This is a genomic window from Xanthomonas euroxanthea (assembly GCF_903989455.1).
Classification (GTDB): Bacteria; Pseudomonadota; Gammaproteobacteria; order Xanthomonadales; family Xanthomonadaceae; genus Xanthomonas; species Xanthomonas euroxanthea.
Genome location: NZ_LR861803.1, coordinates 738,446 through 758,800, shown reverse-complemented (window position 1 = coordinate 758,800; position 20,355 = coordinate 738,446). Strand labels below are relative to the sequence as shown.

Here is a 20,355-nt window from a genome sequence, read left to right as displayed (position 1 = left end):
CACCATGTCCATTTTCAGGACTGCCAGTACGCTCGCACTGGCCACCGCGCTGGCGCTCGCCGCCGCACCGGCCTTCAGCTACTCCATCAGCAACAACAAGATTGTCGACGACAGCGGCAAGGTGGTCCAGCTCAAGGGCGTCAACGTGTTCGGCTTCGAGACCGGCAACCATGTCATGCACGGTCTATGGGCACGCAACTGGAAGGACATGATCAACCAGATGCAGGGCCTGGGCTTCAACGCCGTGCGTCTGCCGTTCTGCCCGGCCACCCTGCGCAGCAGCACGATGCCGACCAGCATCGATTACAGCCTCAATGCCGATCTGCAGGGCCTGAGCTCGCTGCAGATCCTGGACAAGGTGATCAACGAATTCAACGCGCGCGGCATGTATGTGCTGCTGGATCACCACACTCCCGATTGCGCTGCCATCTCCGAGCTCTGGTACACCGGCTCGTATTCCGAAGCGCAGTGGCTGGACGATCTGCGCTTTGTCGCCAACCGCTACAAGAACGTGCCCAGCGTGATCGGCCTGGACCTGAAGAACGAACCGCACGGTGCCGCCACCTGGGGCACCGGCAACGCGGCCACCGACTGGAACAAGGCCGCCGAGCGCGGCTCGGCCGCAGTACTGGCGGTGGCGCCGAAGTGGATCATCGCGGTGGAAGGCATCACCGACAATCCGGTCTGCTCGACCAATGGCGGCATCTTCTGGGGCGGCAACCTGCAGCCGCTGGCCTGCACCCCGCTGAACATTCCGGCCAACCGGCTGCTGCTGGCACCGCATGTGTACGGGCCGGACGTGTACGCGCAGGCGTACTTCAACGACAGCAACTTCCCCAACAACATGCCGGCGATCTGGGACCGTCACTTTGGCCAGTTCGCCGGCACGTATGCGCTGCTGCTGGGCGAATTCGGCGGCAAGTACGGCGAAGGCGACGCACGCGACAAGGTCTGGCAGGACGCGCTGGTGCAGTACCTGCGCAGCAAGGGCATCAACGAGGGCTTCTACTGGTCGTGGAATCCCAACAGTGGCGACACTGGCGGTATCCTGCGCGACGACTGGACCAGCGTGCGCGATGACAAGATGGCGCTGCTGCGGACGCTGTGGGGCACGGTGAGCAGCACCACGCCGACGCCTACTCCCACTCCGACTCCCACGCCAACACCGACGCCGACGCCGACACCCAGCGGCAGCTTCAGCACCAAGGTGAGCGTGGACAGCCAGTGGAACGGCGGCTACTGCAATCGCGTGCAGGTCACCAATACCGGCACCGCCAGCGGCACCTGGGCGATCTCGCTGCCGGTCACCGGCACCGTCAACAATGCCTGGAACGTCACCTGGTCGCAGAGCGGCAGCACGCTCAAGGCCAGCGGCGTGGACTTCAACCGCACCCTGGCGGCCGGTGCGACGGCCGAGTTCGGCTTCTGCGCGGCAGGCTGATGCACTGCGGCGGGCACGCAGTGCGTGCCCGCCGTCGCTTGCACGCTGCCGACAGTCTGCAAGTCACCAATATCGCGTCATCCATCGATCGCTGGATCGATGCCCATGACCTTGTAGGAGCGCCCCCGGGCGCGATGGGGCGTTATCGATAACGCCCCATCGCGCCCGGGGGCGCTCCTACATTGCAGCTGTCGCAAGCGAACGCTGCCGCAATTAGCATTCAACCCGCATGTGAATCAGCCGCTATCCATGACATAGCGCCGTGTGCGCGTTCTGGATCTCGTTGCCATGCCTGTCGTGTCCCTGCTGCGTCGTCACGTTGCCAATCTCCCGCTCACCCGCAAGTTCGTCCTGCTGTGCAGCTTGTTGACGGTGGGCGTGATCCTGCTGGCAGTGGCCGCGGCACGCCTGCAGTATCTGGACCTGATCGAGGCGCGCAAGCTCAGCGTCAAGACCGAGGTGGAGATGGGCCTGACCGTGATGCAGCACTATGCCGACAAGGCCAAGGCCGGCGAACTGACGGTCGAACAGGCCAAGGAAGCTGCGCGCACCACGCTGGCGGACATGCGTACCAACGACGGCGTGGACTACTTCTTCATCGTCGACCCGCAGATGCGCATCCTGATGCATCCCAAGCGCGCCGTCGGCACCGACATGAGCGACTACAAGAGCGATGCCGGGCAGTACGTCTATCGTGACATCAAGACCGCGATCGAGCGCGGCGACGGCTTCAGTTACTACGATGCGCCCAAGCCCGGCAAGCAGGAACAGCTGCCCAAGATCAGCTATGCCAAGACCTTTCCGGCCTGGAACTGGGTGCTGGTGATGGGCGTGTACGCCGAGGACATCCAGGTGCAGGCCTGGGGTTTCACCCGCACCCTGACCTTGATCGGCGGCGCCCTGGTGGCCATGGTGATCGGCCTGTGCTGGTTGATCGCCTCGGCGATGGCGGCACCGCTACGTGCAGCATCGCGCACTGCAGAGGCGATTGCCTCGGGCCGCTTCGATAACGATATCCGGGTCGAGTCGCGCGACGAAACCGGCCAGCTGATGCACAGCATGCAGCAGATGCAGACCCAGTTGCAGCGCTTCAACGGCGAGATGCAGACCATGATCCGGCTGCAGCAGGGCGAGAACATCGCGCACCGCATTCCGGAGGATTTCCCCGGCGATTACGGCACCCTGGCGCACGGCGTGAACACGGTGGTATTCGAGCATCTGGATGCCATCAACGAGGCGATGGACCTGATGGGCGAGTATGGCCGTGGCGATCTGCGCCGCGACATGCGCCGCCTGCCCGGCCAGCGCGCGGCGCTGCATGAGGCGCTGGATACGGTGAAGGGCAATCTGTCGGCGATCAACAGCGACATCGCACGCCTGGCCGATGCGGCCGCGCGCGGCGACTTCTCCGCACGCGGCGAGCAGGCACGCTACCAGTTCGCGTTCGCCGAGATGGTGCAGGCCTTGAACCGGCTGATGCAGCAGGCCGATGCAGGCCTGGACGATGTCGGCCGCATCATGGCCGCGATTGCCGATGGCGACCTGTCGCAGCGGGTGGAATCGCATTACGAGGGCGCATTCGGCCGCCTGGCCAATGCGGCCAACCGCACCGCGATCCAGCTGACCACCATCGTGCAGGGCATCCAGCACTCGGCCGAGATGATCAACACCGCCGCCGGCGAGATCGCCAGCGGCAATGCCGACCTGTCCACGCGTACCGAGCATCAGGCCGCGAACCTGGAAGAAACCGCCGCGTCGATGGAAGAACTCACCTCCACCGTGCGCCAGAACGCCGACAACGCGCGCCAGGCCAATCAGCTGGTCAAGGGCACCGGCGAGGTGGCCGAGAGCGGTGGGCGCGTGGTGCAGGAAGTGGTCACCACCATGCAGGCGATCACGCAATCGTCGGCGCGCATCTCCGACATCATCGGGGTGATCGACGGCATCGCGTTCCAGACCAATATCCTGGCCCTGAACGCGGCGGTGGAAGCGGCACGCGCCGGTGAGCAGGGCCGCGGATTTGCGGTGGTGGCCACCGAAGTGCGCGCACTGGCGCAGCGTTCGGCCGGCGCCGCCAAGGAGATCAAGCAGCTGATCTCCGATTCGGTGGAAAAAGTGGCGCAGGGCTCGGACCTGGTGCAGCAGGCCGGCAGCACGATGACCGAGGTGGTCAGCTCGGTGAAGCGGGTGACCGACATCATGGCCGAGATCACCGCCGCCAGCACCGAGCAAAGCGCCGGCATCGAGCAGGTCAGCACCACGGTGATGCAGCTGGATGAAATGACCCAGCAGAACGCGGCGCTGGTGGAAGAAGCCACCGCCGCTGCACGCAGCATGGAAGATCAGGCGGCGGATCTGACGCGCGCCGTGGCAGTGTTCCGCCTGGTGCCGCAGCAGGCTGCGCTGCCGCAACGGCGCTCGGTCGTGCAGGCGGCTTGATCGATGGGGTGATCGCCCGCGTTTTTGCGCGGCGGGAAGAAACGGCAGGCACGCCACTGGTGCGCCTGCCTGGGAGCAGCGGATCGGGGGCGGCGGATCGGGGGCGCGGTGATCCGGACAACGCACGCCCCTGTCCTGCTCGTAACCATGCGCACCGACCCTTCTGACGGTTCCTTGTCTCACCGCCGTCGCGGGAACTTACGCGGCGTGGGCGCCGCCTAGGAGCTGACATGGACGTACTTGCAGCGTGTCCCCGCGATGGTGGGCGGGCAAGGGACCTGCAGCCAGGCCGCAGATCAGCCGCTGTGCAATCGACGCTTCCATACGGTTATCGCCTCTAAACACGACAGGGATCTAGAGCTTCAACGCCGCGGACAGTGACCATCGATCGATGCGATTGCATTGCCAGCGCCACATCGATCCGTGCAGTGCGCACTTCTGACTGACGCGACTTTATGGGCAGGGCATGCCCTCATCCGCCCTTCGGGCACCTTCTCCCGGAGGGAGAAGGGAGTGTTCGTGGTTGATGCAGCTTTGCGAGTCGGCCGTGCCCTCATCCGCCCTTCGGGCACCTTCTGCCGGAGGGAGAAGGGTGTGTTCCTGGTTGATGCAGCTTTGCGGGTCGGCCGTGTCCTCATCCGCCCTGCGGGCACTGTCTCCCGGAGGGGGAAGGGTATGTTCCTGGTTGATGCAGCTTTGCGGGTCGGCCGTGTCCTCATCCGCCCTGCGGGCACTGTCTCCCGGAGGGGGAAGGGTATGTTCCTGGTTGATGCAGCTTTGCGGGTCGACCGTGCCCTCATCCGCCCTGCGGGCGCCTTCTCCCGGGGAGAAGGGAGTGGTGCTGGATGCATTGCGTCAGCGCGAGGCGTCGCGTCCGGTGGGGGTGGTGGCGTTGCCGCAGCGGGCGCGTTTGGCGGCGTACATCGCTTCGTCTGCCGCATGCATCAGGCTGGCAGCGTCGGCGTGTTGGCCGCGTTGCCAGGCGACGCCGATGCTTGGGTGGATCGGCAGATGCTGCTCCCCGAACACGGCGCCCGCTGCGGCCGCGGCGCGAATCCGTTCTGCCATTGCGGCGCATTCGGTCTGCGGATCCTGCAGGTCGTCCAGCAACACCACGAACTCGTCGCCGGCCAGGCGTGCCACCAGATAGCGGCTGCCTGCGGCCTGCTGCAGGCAGCGGCCGAAGGCGACCAGCACCGCGTCGCCGGCACGGTGGCCATGGACATCGTTGATGCGTTTGAAGCCGTCCAGGTCCAGGAACATCACCGCGACCGCGCACTGCTGCTGTTGCGCCTGGGTCACCGCGACCTGCAGCGCCTCGGACCAGGCGTGGCGATTCGGCAAGCCGGTCAAGGCATCGCGGGTGGCGCGTTCGTGCATCAGCCGGTGCAGGGACTTGTGCGCAGTGACATCGTGCGCCATCAGGAAGAATCCCTGTGCCTGCGTCGCCGTGCCCTGCATTTCCGGCACCAGGGTGATTTCCACATCGCGCGGTGTCGCGCCGCCACGCAGGACGTGTTCGAAGCTGGCCCGTTGCCCGGCGCTCACCTGCGCCAGCGCAGCGCGCGCGTCCGCACCGAGGTCCTCGCCCAGCACCTGGGTGATCGTGGAGCCGACCAGGCTGGCCGGCTCCACGCCGAGCCAGTCGCGGTGCGCCTGGTTGGCGAACAGGCAGCGCTGGGCGGCATCGTAGTGCCCCACCAGGGTGGGCGTGGCATCGCTGATCGCACGCAGCCGCGCTTCGCTTTCGGCCAGGCGTTCGGCGGCGACATGGCGTTCGGTCACGTCCTGGATCTGCGAGACGAAATGCACCGGCGCGCCGCTGCTGTCGCGCACCAGCGACACCGACAGTTGCGCCCAGATCAGCGCGCCCTGCTGGCTGATGTAGCGCTTGGCCAGGCTGTAGTTGTCGCGTTTGCCGTCGATCAGCTCTTCCACCAGGCGCAGGTCCATATCCAGGTCGTCCGGATGCGTGATGGTCTGGAAGGTGGTGCGCAACAACTGCTCGCGCGGATATCCCAGGATGCTGCACAGCGACGGGTTGACGTCGCGCCAGGCGCCGTCCAGCGAGACGATCGCCATGCCCTGCGGGGCGGTTTCGAACGCCCCCCTGAAGTGTTCCGCCGCCAGCTGCGCGGCGGCCTGCGCCTGCAGCTCGGCGGTGACGTCGATGGCCATGGCCAGGTAGCCGGACACCCCCTGCTGTGCGTCGTGGATGATGTTGAAGCACAGCCGCACGCGCCGCAGTCCGCCGTCTTTTCGCACCAGGGTCCAGATTTCTTCTTCCAGCTGATCGCCCGCGGCGGCGGCGGCCAGCTTGAGGTAGGACGGCGGCGACAACGCCAGCGTGGCCATGTGCCGCTCCAGCTCGGCCGGCAGATGGAACTGCGCCGGGCAGCTGCCCACCACCTCGTCCGCCGCGTAGCCCAGCAGGCGCTCGGCACCGGGATTGAACAATTCGATGCGCCCGTTCGGATCGAACGCGATGATCGCCACATCCTGCGAAGCGTCCACCAGCGACTGCAGGCGTGCGCGCTCGCCCGCCAACGCAGCCGAGGCATCGCGCAGTTGGGTGATGTCATGCATCACGCACACGGCACCCAGGGCGACGCCCTGGTCGCTGACCACCGGATCGGCATTGCACAGCACGCTGCGTGCCGGCTGGCCGGTGGAGCGGATCACCATCTCGGCATTGCGCACGTGCTCGCCGGCCCAGGCGCGCACCAGCGGAATGGCCTCGGTGGGCAGCAGCGCACTGCCGTCGGCAGTGTAGAGGTCGAAGTGCTGCGCCCATTGCGATGGCGGCAACAGGCGCGGATCGGTGCCGTGCCATTGCCGCGCGGCGTGGTTGAACTCATGCAGCAGCCCGTCGCTGTCGCAGGACACCACGCCATCGGGCATGGCTTCCAGCAGGCGGCTCAGGGTCTGCCGCTGCGCTTGCGCGGCCAGCCGGTCGCGGCGCGCCTCCAGTTGGCTGACCGCCTGGCGCGCCAGACGGATCAGGCCTTGCTTCTGGCTCTCGTCGAGCAGGCGCGACTGGGTGCTGAGCGTACACAGGGTGCCGTAGGCATAGCCCTCGCGGCCGATCAGCGGAACGCCCACATACGAACGTACCCCTGGCGCGGCGGTGACCAGCGGGTTGCGCGCAAAACGCGCATCGGCCACGGCATCGGGCACTTCCAGCAGCTCGGTCCCCATCACCGTATAGGAACAGAACGACATGGCGCGCGGGGTGCCTTCCAGATCGGTGCCGCAACGTGCCTTGAACCACTGGCGGTCGGCGTCCAGCAGCGACACCAGCGCCATCGGGGCGCCGGTGATGTGTGCAGCCAGCCAGGCGATATCGTCGAACTCGGCCTCCGGCTCGGTGTCCAGCACCCCCAACCGACGTACCGCCTCCACGCGCAAGGCGTCGTCGGCGGGAACGGGCACGGGCGGCAACAGGACGGTCATGGCGTGGTCGGCAGGTCAGGTCTGGGCAAGGTAGGTCGCCCCAGGTAACGGCGAAGCGACGGGCAACTTGAGCATGTGCGGCCGGGCCTGCTTGATGGCTGGTCAGCGCGGTCGCAGTGCGCGCCGGCAGATCCGCTGGCATCTGAATGTCGCAAGGCTTCGCTGCTCGGCCCGGTGCACTTGCCGTGCCTGCGCAATCGACCGCGCCCGGCGGGGGAGCGAATGACCCAGGCCACCTGCACGCGCCTTGCCGTCAGGCCCGGGTTGGGATCGGGGGCCGCTCCGGCACGCCCGAAGGTGCCCGGTCCGACCGCCGCGCCCTGGCCGACGCCCGAGCCGGCCTCGTTCACCTGCCGCCCTGCCGGCACCCGCACATGCCCCCCCCTGCCGGACAGCATTTGCGACGCCGCCAGCCAGCCACTACCCTCGGCCGATTGTCTTGCCCCTGGAGTGTCACATGCTGCGTCCGCTGTCCCTGTTGATCGCCGGTGTGCTCGGCGCCGCTGCCGGTCCCGTTGCCCCCGCCGTCGCGGCCGCCCCGGCCAGCCTGTCCAAGCCTGCGGCCAGCAGTGCCATCCCCGAGATCGGCTACACCCGCTTCACCCTGCCCAACGGCCTGACCGTGGTGGTGCACGAAGACCACAAGGCGCCGGTGGTGGCGGTGAGCATCTGGTACCACATCGGTTCCGGTGACGAGCCGGCCGGCAAGACCGGCTTTGCGCACCTGTTCGAGCACCTGATGTTCTCCGGCTCGGAAAACAACAAGGGCAGCTTCTTTGCGCCGCTGGAAAAGGTCGGCACCACCGACATGAACGGCACCACCTGGTTCGACCGTACCAACTACTTCGAGACCGTGCCGACCACTGCGCTGGACACCGCGCTGTGGCTGGAATCGGACCGCATGGGCCACCTGCTTGGCGCGATCGGCCAGGAAGAACTCGATACCCAGCGCGGCGTGGTGCAGAACGAGAAGCGCCAGGGCGAGAACCGCCCCTACGGCCGCGTGGACCAGAACATCCTGTCCAACCTGTTCCCGGCCAACCATCCGTACCAGCACGACACCATCGGCTCGATGGAAGACCTGGACGCGGCCTCGCTGGCCGACGTCAAACAGTGGTTCAACGACAACTACGGCGCCGCCAACACCACCCTGGTGCTGGCCGGCGACATCACCGTGGCGCAGGCGCGCGCCAAGGCGCTGCAGTACTTCGGCGACATTCCGTCCGGCAAGCCGGTGGCACGCCAGCAGCCGTGGGTGACCCCGCTGGCCGCGCAGAAGCGTGGCGTGCAGCACGACCACGTCTCGCAGCCGCGCATCTATCGCACCTGGGTGGCGCCGCAACTGGGCAGCGATGCGGCGATCCAGCTGGATCTGGCCACCACCGTGCTCGGCGGCGGCAAGACCTCGCGGCTGTATCAGCGCCTGGTCTATCAGGACAATCTGGTCGATGACGTGTCCGCGGCGATCCAGCCGTTCGCGCTGTCCAGCCAGGTGCAGATCCAGGCCGACGTGAAGGACGGCGTGGACCCGGCCAAGGTGGAGGCGATCATCGACGAGGAACTCAGGAAGTTCATCGCCCAGGGCCCGACCGCCGACGAACTGCAGCGCGCGCAGGTGGCCTACCGCGCCGGCTTCGTGCGCGGGCTGGAAAAGGTCGGCGGCTTCGGTGGCAAGGCGGTGATCCTGGCCGAGGGCCAGGTCTATCGCGGCGACCCGGGCGCCTACAAGCAGGATCTGCAGCGCGGCCAGGCCGCCACCGTGGACAGCGTCAAGCAGACCGCCGCCACCTGGTTCGGCAAGGGCGACTACCTGCTCACCGTGCTGCCGGCCGGCAAGGGCTTCGACCCCGCCGCCGAAGACAAGGCGGTGGTCGCCCGTGGCGCCGAACCCGGCAAGCCGGTGCCCAAGCTGCCGGCCGCCGGCAAGTACAACGTCACCGCCTCCACACTGGACCGCGGCAAGGGCGTGCCGCAGACCAGCCAGTTCCCCGACCTGAGCTTCCCGCAATTGCAGCGCGGCAAGTTGAAGAACGGCATCGAGGTGATCCTGGCCGAGCGCCACACCATTCCGGTCACCCAGGTGGAGCTGCTGTTCGATGCCGGTTATGCGGCCGACCAGGGCAACAAGCTCGGTACCGCCAGCTTCAGCGCCGCGCTGATGAACGAGAGCACCGCGGCGCTGGATTCGGTGGAAGTGGCGCAGCGTCGCCAGCGCCTGGGCGCGATCACCGCGGTCGGCTGCGACCTGGACAGCTGCAGCGCCTCGCTGGATGCGCTCAACGACCAGCTGCAGCCGTCGCTGCAATTGTTCGCCGACATCGTGCGCAACCCGGCCTTCAAGGCTGCCGACATCGAGCGCATCCGCGGCCAATGGCTGGCCGGCATTGCGCAGGAAAAGACCCAGCCCAACAGCCTGGCGTTGCGTGCGCTGCCGCCGTTGCTGTTCGGCCAGAACCACCCCTACGGCATCCCGCTCACCGGCAGCGGCACCGAGGCGGCGATCAAGAGCCTCAATGCCCAGGACCTGCAGGCCTTCCACCGCCAGTGGCTGCGTCCGGACAACCTGCGCATCCTGGTGGCCGGCGACACCACGCTGGCGCAGATCATCCCGCAGCTCGATGCCGCCTTCGGCGACTGGAAGGCGCCGGCCACGCCCCTGCCGAAGAAGAACCTGGTCAACGTCGCCGCGCAGCCCAAGCCGCGCGTGTACCTGATCAACCGGCCGGATGCGCCGCAGTCGGTGATCCTGGCCGGCCTGCTCGCACCGTCCACCAAGGCGCCGGACAACCTGGCGATCGGCGTGGCCAACGGTGCCTTCGGCGGCACCTTCACCTCGCGCCTGAACATGAACCTGCGCGAGAACAAGCGCTGGGCCTACGGCGCCGGCACCCGCATGCTGGATGCGCAGGGCCAGCGGCCGTACATGTTCTCCGCGCCGGTGCAGACCGACAAGACCGCCGAGTCGGCCAACGAGATCCTCAAGGAAGCCAGCGCGGTCATCGGCGACAAGCCGCTGACCTCCGACGAGATCGAGAAGATCAAGAACCAGCGCATCCGCGCCCTGCCCGGCAGCTTCGAAACCACCGGCGCGGTGCTGGGTGCGATCGAGGGCATCGTGCAGTTCGACCGCCCCGACGATTACGTGCAGACGCTCAAGCCGCGCCTGGAAGCGATCGACCAGCCGGCCGCGCAGGCCGCCATCAAGGAAATCATCGCCCCCAATGCGATGACCTGGGTGATCGTGGGCGACCTGAAGAAGATCGAGGCCCCGGTGCGGGCGCTCAAGCTGGGTGAGGTGCAGGTGCTGGACGTGGACGGCAAGCCGGTCAAGCGCTGAGGCTGATCAGTCGCACACCGACGGCGCGGCCTGCGAGCCGCGCCGTCGCCAGGTGCGCGGTACGCAATGGCGTGTGTGCGTCTCAGTACCCGGCTCCTGCGCGCAAGACGCAGGCATCCCACGCGGGCTGGCAAGCTGGCCCCCGGCGCTTCAGCCCGCCGGTTCCTGCTTCCTCGCCTGCGCAGTGCGACATGGATGCGGATCCGGATCCGCCCGTGAGGTCACGCCAGGGCGCGTGGCCGATATCCACGCCGCGTTATCGGCAGCGCCGGTATCGTGGCATCTTTCTCGTTCGCGCTTGCCCGGCTTATTCGATGAAGCACATGCCCCCGGCTGACGAAGCCTCTCGCCAACAGGTCCTGGACGGCTATCGCATCGTCGACAGCCTGCCCGAGGACACCTACCAAGACATCGTGCAGGTGGCGGCCTCGCTGTGCGACACACCGATCGCCCTGATGTCGCTGGTCGACCGTGACCGCCAATGGTTCAAGGCCCAGCTCGGCCTGGGCATGCAGCAGACCGACCGCAGCCAGGCGGTGTGCGATCACGCCATCCGCAGCCCAGAGCAACTGATGGAAGTGCCCGACCTCACCCAGGACAGCCGCTTTGCGGACGTCTCGGTCGTCACCGGCGAGACCGGTGCGCGCTTCTATGCCGGCATGCCGCTGGTCACCTCCGACGGCGTGGCCCTGGGCACGGTCTGCGTGCTCGACACCGAGCCGCGCACGCTCACCGACATGCAACGCACCGGGCTGCAGGCATTGGCACGCGTCACCATGCGCCTGCTGGACGAGCGCAAGCGCGAGTTGCAGCTCGAGCGCGAAGCGATCCTGCAGCCGGTGGCACCGGTTGCCGCCCCGGCGGCCGCCGACACCGGCTATTACCTGGTGATCCTGGAAGTGCAGGAACTGGCCGCGCTGGCCGAAAAACAAAGCGAGCGGCTGCTGGGCCGCGCCTTGCAACAGCTCGACCAGGCCCTGGCAGCGCAGGCACAAGCCGACGGCGACAGCGTGGACCGGGTGACCGACAGTGCCGAATTCATCGCCGTGCTGCGCGGCGCAGATGCCGACCAGAAGCTGCAGCGCCTGCGCGATATCGCCCACCAACAGCATGCCCACGGCCTGACGGTGCTGATCGGCCAGGCGCAGGCAACCCGCGGCGACGAGCCGATCGGGCAAGTGTTCCTACGTGCCGAAGTCGCGCTGAGTGCGGAGAAGGACCGTTACCGCCAGAGTCTGGCGCAGGACGGACTCAGCGCCTGATGTAGCGCGGGCGACAGTCCGGCTGCCGGCTGATCCGCCGTTTCATAGACGTGCCCTCACACCTTCCGCTGCGCGCCTCCAACCGCGCTTGCGGCGCGGGCGCTCCAAGGCACACGCGCCCTCGCTGCGAAAGCCGTGCCTTCTCGCCCCGGCGGGAGGGGGTCTATTTGCGATATCTGACGAAGACTGCCTACTTCTTCAATTACTGCCTTACTTCTTCAATTCCTGTCGGGACGCTTCCCTTCTCCCACCGGGAGAAGGTGGCGCGCAGCGCCGGATGAGGGTGCGGTTGCTACGCGCTCGTGCGGCGCGCTTGGCATGCAAGCTTTCATAGCTCCTGGCTGTCTCCGACCACACCACCTTCCTCACTCGTCCACTTCCACTTCGCGCGGCGACCAGGTGATTGAGCGGTGTGGGTGAGTCGGTTGCAGAGCCGCGGAGCTGCGGTTTGGCTGCAGAGTCCTTGCCCGCCCACCATCGCAGGACACGCCGCAAGTACATCCTTGTAGGCTTTTACGCGGCATCCATGCCGCGTAAGGTCCCGCGACGGTAGGCGGGCAAGGACCAGTCGGGATGGTCGGTGTGCATGGCAAGAGCGGTGCCGGATACGTCTTGTTCGATCATCGAAGCATCGGCTCCAGGTCTGATGCACACCGCACGACAGACAGCTTTTCAGATGAGCGCCGACCAACTGTCTGGTGCGGTGCCCTCGCCGGTTGCGGGACCGGTTCACGGCGTGTCCCACAAGCGGTAAGGCACCGCGCACTCGACTCGCCGAGCTGTTGACTACACCCAGATACCGCGACGCCCTGACATTCAGTCGTTTTGTCAGCAGCGTTCTAAAGGTGCTGTCAGCCACCTACAGCGCAAAGCAGGCAAACGCGCTCACCGAACCACTCACCCGATCGCGCACTGCTTCAACTGGCGGTCCGCATACCACAGCGCGCGGCGGGCCAGGTCGTAGGCGCTATCGGCCTGGCGCGGCAGCATCTGCGCGGCCATCACCGGGTCGGCGCCGTTGTTCAAGGCGTGTTCGGCGCGTTCCAGGTCGCCCAGATGCGTACGCACCGGCGACAACAGGGATTTGCGCTTGGACGCATCGCAGCGCGCGCTGCGTTGTTCCAGCGCTGCCAGCGCCTCGCGGATACGGCGGCTGGCTTCGCCCTTGAGGTCGGGCGGCGTCTCGTGCGCGATTGGCGCGGCCTTGTAGGCATCGCCGGTCGCTTCGCTGCCCATCTCGGCCTGGTTGCCGGCCAACGCGGGGTTGAAGCGCACATCCGGCGGTGGCCGCGCCTTGGCCACCTGCGTCTGCGGCCCGTTGAGCATGTCGTTGAACTTCTTCATGCCGCGATTCATTTCCTGCATCGCCACATCGCCCAGCGTGCCGTCGCTCTTCCAGTCCTTGGCAAAGCGCGTGTCCTGGTACTGCACCGGATTGACCCGTTCCATCACGTTGCGCGCCTTGGCCTGCGCGCGTTCGTCGGTCATGCCCGGCGGCGCTGCACCGGGCTGCGCCATCGGGTCGACCTGCGCGTCACGCGGCATGCGCAAGCGGCCTTGCCCGGTGTAGAGCTGGGCCGCCATCGACTCGCCAGCCGGCGCATTGGCGGCCGCCACCTGCCGCTGCGGCGGCGGGGTGCGTGTCGGTGGTGGCGCAGTGCGGGCGGATGAGGCCGCGGCCGGCGCAACGCGCGGTGTGGGGTCGCGTTGCGGCGGCGGCGTCACCGGCGCCGGCAGCGTCAATTGCGGACGCGGCACGAAATACACCTGCAAACTGTCGTCGCGTCGCACCGGGTCGCGCGGCGGCGGCATGTACAGCAACAGACAGGCAAGAAAGAACAGGATGGCGCCCGTGCATGCGACAGCAGCGACATGCGGGACAAGCGTTTCCTTCCTGCGGGTAATCACAATGCGGGAGACCGATGAGATGGGGGATGCGTGCGCGCACCGTGAACCCGGTGCAGGATGCGCAAATCTAGCGGGCGCGGCGCCAGCGCGCGTTTGAAATTCGTTGTTTGGGCGGCAAACGCCAGCCGCCATTCACATTGGCAAGCACGGCGGGTCATTGCAGCGCCTGCCAACGGCCTCAGCCACTGCCCCAACGGCACGCATCCTTCCTGCCGTGCACCGGGCGCACGCCCATCACGACCGACCACGCTCGCTGGTGCGGGACCCGCCTCAGCCGTCCTCCGAGCGGTACAGCCGCTGGCAGACCTCGCAGAAGAATGCCCGCCGCCCGGCCTTGCCCAGGTGCTTGCGATACTGCAACGGCGCGCCGTCGCGCGGGCAGCTGTTTTTGGTATGCACCTGGTAATGCTTCTTCAACACGAAGGCTTTTTTCCAGGTGTAGAAATCGAAACTGTACGCGCGCGCCTGGGTGACCAGCTCGCCAAGCTTGCGCGCCGGCAACGCGCCCACCGGGCTTTCCGGGTGCACACGGATGCGATGCAGCACTTCGTTCTTGATGATGTTGCCGACGCCGGCAAAGATGTCCTGGTCCAGCAATGCATCGGCGGCGAGCATGCTGGGCGCGGCGCGCAACTTGCGCCGTGCCTGCGCGCCATCCCAGTGCGGGTTCATGACATCGGCCGTCCAGTCGTAGACCTCATCCAGCGGGCGCTCGATGAACTGCACCGAGCAGGCGTAGAAATTCAGGCGCTGGCCCTTGGAAAATTCCAGACACAGGCGCGGCACCGCATTCGGCTTGTCTTCGTCGATGCGATAACTGCCGAACAACAGGAAGTGGATGCGCACGCTGAACTGCGCGCACTCGATCAGGAAGTGCTTGCCCCAGCTGCGTAACGCCAGCACCTTCTGCTGCCCCAGCCGCGCGATGTCCTGCTTGCTGTTGCCGGACACGCGCAGGATCTTGCGACCGACAAACGCCTCGGTCTGTTCGCGCAGGATGACAAGGGAGGGGCCTTCTGGCATGTGCCCAGTATCGAAGTCGTCGGTGAGTCGCCCGTGAGCGCGGTGCACACGCGGCGCTGACGCGCGCGCATGCATAGAGTGCTGCCCACTGGACTTGCGCACACCCTATGCAAGCTCGTTCATCCGTCGCCCTGCCGCGCGTGCGCTGTGGCTGCGCGGGCTGGTCGATTCCGGCCGCCGACCGCGCCGCATTCGGCGATGGCACCAGCGTCTTGCAGCGCTATGCCACACGTTTTGATGCAGTGGAAATCAACTCCTCGTTCCATCGCCCGCACCGTGCCGGGACCTATGCACGCTGGGCCGACAGCGTGCCGGAGGATTTCCGCTTTTCAGTCAAGCTGCCACGCAGCATCAGCCACGATGCACGCCTGCAGGGCACCGGCCCATTGCTGGATGCATTCCTCGCCCAGGCCGGCGCGCTTGGCACGCGGCTGGGCTGCCTGCTGCTGCAACTGCCGCCCAGCGCCGTCTTCGATGCGGCAGTGGCGGCCAGGTTTTTTGCCATGCTGCGGCGGCGCTGGGACGGCGGCGTGGTCTGCGAACCGCGCCATGCCAGCTGGTTCCTGCCGCAGGCACAGGCGCTGCTGGCGCGCCACCGCATCGCACGCTGCGCCGCCGACCCGGCACCGGTGCCGGACGCCGCCACACCGGGGACGACAGCCGGCCCGCAGTACTGGCGCTGGCATGGCGCACCACGCATTTACTACAGCAGCTACGACGACAGTGCGCTGCAGGCACTGGCCGACGCGGTGCGCAAACCGGCGCACGATGCGGCGCATCCACAGGCAGAACGCTGGGTGATCTTCGACAATACCGCCGCCGGGCTGGCGGTGCCCAACGCGCTGCACCTGCAACGTTTGCTGCAGACCGGTCGCCGGCGCCCACGCTGACGCAAGGACACCCAGGTGCGCCTGGACTACACGAAGACGGCAGGCCGCCTGGCGTGACCCGGCCTGCCGCAGGTGCAGCCCGGTGCGTCCACGCCGCCGCCATTCGCCGGGCGCGCCAGGCCGCCTGACGCCCGCCATTGCCCACGTGCACCGGCTGCCGTGCACGGGCAGCGCCGCCCCGCCCGTCGCTCACTCCGCTGCGCACCCGCCGCACGCTGTGGCGCGCATCTTGCAGCAATGTCGGCAATCCGACGCGGCCTGGACGCGGCTCAAGCTGCCTCGATCCGGGCCGATAGGCCTGAATCGGCAAGGCAACCGGCGCAACCACCTGCAGTCCCGCGCCCGATCGCCTTGCTGAATCCTGTCGTCTCCGTGCGAAGTCTGTCGGCCTGCCGACCCCCTCGTCCGGCCCCGCCCGCCACTTCGGTCGTTTACCATGCCGCACGTCACTGCCCGTTCTGGAGATGCCATGAGTTCTGCCGCGCCCCCGTGCTGCACGTCGCTGCTTGGCCTGTCGCTGAGCATGTTCGTGGCGCCCTGCACGCTGACCGCCGCGCCGATGGACACTCCGGTCGTCAACGCCCCGGCGGCCACCCCGCCCACGCCCGACCTGGCCTACCCGGAACTGTTCCAGGCGGTGCAGCGCGGCGAGCTGTTCGACGACCAGAAGCACTTCGTCGACTTTCTGCCGCTGCGCGACCCGGCGCTGATCAACGCCGACTATCTGGCGCAGCACGATCACCCCGGCTTTGACCTGCGCAAGTTCGTGGATGCCAATTTCGAAGAGTCGCCGCCGGTGCAGACCGACGCGATCCGCCAGGACACCGCGCTGCGCGAACACATCGACGAACTGTGGCCCAAGCTGGTGCGCAGCCAGACCCACGTGCCGCCGTACAGCAGCCTGCTGGCGCTGCCATATCCGTACGTGGTGCCGGGCGGGCGTTTCCGCGAGGTGTACTACTGGGATTCCTACTTCACCATGCTCGGCCTGGTGAAGAGCGGGCAGACCACGCTCAGCCGCCAGATGCTGGACAACTTCGCCTACCTGATCGACACCTACGGGCATATCCCCAACGGCAACCGCAGCTACTACCTGAGCCGTTCGCAGCCGCCGTTCTTCTCCTACATGGTGGAACTGCAGGCCGGCGTGGAAGGCGAAGCGGTCTACCAGCGCTACCTGCCGCAGCTGCAGAAGGAATACGCCTACTGGATGCAGGGCAGCGACGGCCTGCAGCCCGGCCAGGCCGCGCGCCATGTGGTGCGCCTGGCCGACGGCAGCCTGCTCAACCGCTATTGGGACGAGCGCGACACCCCACGCCCGGAAGCCTGGCTGCACGACACCCGCACCGCCGCCGAGGCCGGTGACCGCCCGGCCGCCGAGGTCTACCGCGACCTGCGCGCCGGTGCCGAGAGCGGCTGGGACTACACCAGCCGCTGGCTGGCCGATGGGCAGAACCTGCGCACCATCCGCACCACCGCGATCGTGCCGATCGATCTGAACAGCCTGCTGTACCACCTGGAGCGCACGCTGGCCCAGGCCTGCGCGCAGCCCGGTGCCGAATGCACGCAGGACTACGCGGCGCTGGCACTGCAACGCAAGCAGGCCATCGATGCGCATCTGTGGAACGCGGCCGGCTACTACGCCGACTACGACTGGCAGGCGCGCAAGCTCAGCGACCAGGTCACCGCTGCGGCGCTGTATCCGCTATTCACCGGCCTGGCGACCGACGCGCATGCCAAACGCACCGCCAGCACCGTGCGTGCGCGCCTGCTGCGCCCCGGTGGCCTGGCCACCACCGCAGTGAAGACCGGCCAGCAATGGGACGAGCCCAATGGCTGGGCGCCGCTGCAATGGGTGGCGGTGGATGGCCTGCGCCGTTATGGCGAAGACGCGCTGGCGCGCACCATCGGCGAGCGCTTCCTCACCCAGGTGCAGGCGCTGTTCGCGCGCGAGCACAAGCTGGTCGAAAAATACGGGCTGGAAGCCGATGCGGCCGGCGGCGGCGGTGGCGAATACGCGCTGCAGGACGGCTTCGGCTGGACCAACGGCGTCACCTTGATGCTGTTGAACCTGTATCCGGACACGGCGACCAAGCCGGCGCCTGTCAAACGCGTGCGCAAGCCCGAAGCGGCCACGCGCTGAATGTGCACCAGCGCTGCCGGGCAGTGCCCGGCATCCGCTGGCGGCATCGCATGTCGATCAGTCGGCAGCGCCGGCCGATCACTCCGACACGCATCGCCGGATCGTTGCGTCATTGCAAGGCGCCGCAGCGTGCTCCATTGACTGCTGCTACTGCACCACCGGCCATGCACTGCTGTCGTACCCCAGCCGGTTGATGCCCAGGCGCGCATCGCCGCGGTCGTCGTAGTAGTGGTAGACCAGGATGTCGCCGTCGCCATCGCGGAACACCGATTGCCCGCCCGGCCCATGCATGCTGCCCAAGCCGGACTGGATCACCGTGCCGCCGCCGTTGCGCATGTCCACACCGGCGCGATCCAGATACGGCCCGGTCACCGAACGCGCACGCCCCACCGCAATCTTGTAGGTGCTGCTGGCGCCCTTGCAGCACGCATCGAACGACACGAACAGGTAGTACCAGCCATTGGCCTGCTGGATGAAAGGCGCCTCCACCGCGCCCGGGGACGGCCGGCTTGCCAGGCTGTAGCGCGTCGTGTTGCCGGACAGCTGCTTGCCGGTGCCGGGATCGAGCTGGATCAGCTTGATGCCCGACCAGAACGAGCCAAACGCCAGCCACCACTTGCCATTGCCATCCACCACCAGATTGCCGTCGATGGCGTTGTAGTCGTCGCTGCTCTTGGACGTATAGACGATGCCTTGATCCTTCCACGAGCCAGGCTTGCCGGTGCTGCTGCTGGCAAGCGCAATCGCCGAGGTATTGGTGGCGAATCTTGAGGCGGTGTAATACATCAGATACTTGCCGCCATGGAAGGACACATCCGGCGCCCACAGCTGGTTGTCCGGGTTGTAGCTGCGCACCCAGCTCGGCATGCTGCTGAAGATCGCGCCCGCATTGCTGAACTTGGTCCGGTCGGTACTGGTGACCACGCCGGTGGTGGCATAGATGTAGTACCGCCCGTCGCTCAGCTTGAGCACCGACGGATCGTGCACGATGGTGTCGCCGCTCACCACACCCGGCCCCACGGCCGCGTGCGCGGGTGCGCTGTGCAAGCCAGCGGCAGCAGCGGCCAGGGCCAACAACGACGCGATCGCGCCACCACGCAGCGACATTCCAGACCAGCCCCCTTCCACTCGACTACCACCAACAACGCGCATCGCCCCACTCCTTGAACAACGTAAACACGTTTTCTGCAGGAGCAATCTAGCCCGGCCGCAATGCCACGAATCCGACGCCGATCCCAGAAGCACGGCGCAGGCCGAGCAGTTGTTTTATTTGCGACGTGCCTTCGTGCCGAACTGTGTAACGCAGCCGAGATTGCATACGCCGGAGCGTGGCGCGCGCACAGTGTCACTGCACCAGTGGCGTATCGGCGTTATCTCTTCATCGTCGTGCAGTGCGTCGATGACAACCCGCATCCATGACGCTGCAAAAAGCTACAGCACCACTTCGCCATGACGCACAGACCCTGATGGATGGTCGCCAGCTTGTGGCTGTCATCGCGCGCGACGCGCTGACTGCGCACCATGTGCGCCGCAACATCAGCGCGCCATCTGTGCAGACGCAAAGCGACTCGCACACCAGTACGCTTCGAAGACACCAGCCTGCCGCGTATCATGCGCACTCTTTCACGCATCGGGATGGACCCATGGCCGTACGCACGCTCAACGAATTTCTCGCCCATTCCAAGGAAAAGGACGTCAGCCCCGATCCGTTCGAACTGGAAAACCCGCACCTGCTGGAAGTGCGCCTCAACGGCATGGTGTGGTCCAAGGCCGGCGCCATGGTCGCGCGTACCGGTAACGTCAAGTTCACCCGCGAGGGACTGCTGGAACAGGGCCTGGGCAATCTGCTGAAGAAGGCCGTCAGCGGCGAAGGCATGCAGCTGATGAAGGCCGAAGGCCAGGGCCGGGTGTATCTGGCCGACCTCGGCAAGCTGGTGACCTTGCTGCGCTTGAATGGCGAGGCGATCTTCGTCAACGGCAACGATGTGCTGGCCTTCGAATCCGGTGTCGAACACAAGATCACGATGATGCGCAAGGTGGCCGGCATGCTGTCCGGCGGCCTGTTCAACGTGCGCCTGAGCGGCCACGGCATCGTGGCGATCACCTCGCACTACGAGCCGCTGACCCTGCCGGTCACCGCCGCCAGCGGCCCGGTGTTCACCGACCCCAATGCCACCGTGGCCTGGTCGGGCACGCTGAGCCCGGAGCTGGTGACCGACGTGTCGATCGGCACGCTGTTCGGCCGCGGCTCGGGCGAGAGCCTGCAGATGCGCTTTGCCGGCGAAGGCTGGGTGGTGGTGCAGCCGTACGAAGAGGCCAGCTTCCAGGCCAAGGGCTGATCCAGCCCGCCCCGTAGCAATCAGCAAGGCGCATCGCCTGGTCGCACGCTACGCAGCTAGGCAGTTTTCCAGTCACGATACGGGTGCGCAGTGACAGCTGCGCACCCCAGCCCTTTGTAG

At 66.9% G+C, this 20,355-nt stretch carries 10 protein-coding genes and 1 pseudogene; 7 read left to right on the top strand and 4 right to left on the bottom strand.

Going from position 1 to position 20,355, the window contains the following annotated elements; genetic code table 11:
• The first annotated feature begins 4 nt into the window (after positions 1–4).
• Together H7A86_RS03165 and H7A86_RS03160 are read left to right on the top strand one after the other, a co-directional pair.
• Positions 5–1,441, top strand: coding sequence for a glycoside hydrolase family 5 protein (locus tag H7A86_RS03165; protein WP_119130562.1), 1,437 nt, complete (start codon positions 5–7; stop codon positions 1,439–1,441).
• Between the two features lie 306 nt (positions 1,442–1,747).
• Positions 1,748–3,880, top strand: coding sequence for a methyl-accepting chemotaxis protein (locus H7A86_RS03160; RefSeq protein WP_180496982.1), 2,133 nt, complete (start codon positions 1,748–1,750; stop codon positions 3,878–3,880).
• 855 nt (positions 3,881–4,735) lie between these two features.
• On the opposite strand, the pseudogene H7A86_RS03155 reads toward H7A86_RS03160, so the two are convergent.
• Positions 4,736–7,408, bottom strand: a pseudogene (locus H7A86_RS03155) (PAS domain S-box protein).
• A 382-nt stretch (positions 7,409–7,790) separates the two neighbouring features.
• Between H7A86_RS03155 and H7A86_RS03150 the strand changes: the two are divergent.
• Both H7A86_RS03150 and H7A86_RS03145 read left to right on the top strand, forming a co-directional pair.
• The gene (locus tag H7A86_RS03150) at positions 7,791–10,670 is read left to right on the top strand and encodes a M16 family metallopeptidase (protein ID WP_119130559.1); all 2,880 of its coding nucleotides are present in this window, start codon (positions 7,791–7,793) and stop codon (positions 10,668–10,670) included.
• Positions 10,671–10,984: 314 nt separating this feature from the next.
• Positions 10,985–11,932 (top strand): GAF domain-containing protein, encoded by a 948-nt coding sequence (locus H7A86_RS03145; protein ID WP_119129541.1) that lies wholly within the window; start codon positions 10,985–10,987, stop codon positions 11,930–11,932.
• 897 nt (positions 11,933–12,829) lie between these two features.
• Here the strand turns inward: H7A86_RS03145 and H7A86_RS03140 are convergent.
• Both H7A86_RS03140 and H7A86_RS03135 read right to left on the bottom strand, forming a co-directional pair.
• Entirely contained in the window at positions 12,830–13,840 is a 1,011-nt protein-coding gene (locus H7A86_RS03140) for a hypothetical protein (RefSeq protein WP_166767619.1), read from the bottom strand.
• Positions 13,841–14,110: 270 nt separating this feature from the next.
• Entirely contained in the window at positions 14,111–14,863 is a 753-nt protein-coding gene (locus H7A86_RS03135; protein ID WP_119130557.1) for a DNA-formamidopyrimidine glycosylase family protein, read from the bottom strand.
• 107 nt (positions 14,864–14,970) lie between these two features.
• On the opposite strand from H7A86_RS03135, the gene H7A86_RS03130 reads away from it, so the two are divergent.
• Positions 14,971–15,753: a DUF72 domain-containing protein gene (locus H7A86_RS03130; RefSeq protein WP_119130555.1), complete on the top strand. Its 783-nt coding sequence runs from the start codon at positions 14,971–14,973 to the stop codon at positions 15,751–15,753.
• A 469-nt stretch (positions 15,754–16,222) separates the two neighbouring features.
• Positions 16,223–17,896, top strand: coding sequence for an alpha,alpha-trehalase TreA (gene treA / locus H7A86_RS03125; protein WP_115675961.1), 1,674 nt, complete (start codon positions 16,223–16,225; stop codon positions 17,894–17,896).
• Between the two features lie 147 nt (positions 17,897–18,043).
• On the opposite strand, the gene H7A86_RS03120 is transcribed toward treA, so the two are convergent.
• Positions 18,044–19,003, bottom strand: a complete 960-nt coding sequence (locus H7A86_RS03120; protein ID WP_119129539.1) for an arabinan endo-1,5-alpha-L-arabinosidase — start codon at positions 19,001–19,003, stop codon at positions 18,044–18,046.
• 536 nt (positions 19,004–19,539) lie between these two features.
• On the opposite strand from H7A86_RS03120, the gene H7A86_RS03115 reads away from it, so the two are divergent.
• Positions 19,540–20,235, top strand: a complete 696-nt coding sequence (locus H7A86_RS03115; protein WP_104583728.1) for an AIM24 family protein — start codon at positions 19,540–19,542, stop codon at positions 20,233–20,235.
• Positions 20,236–20,355: the final 120 nt, after the last annotated feature.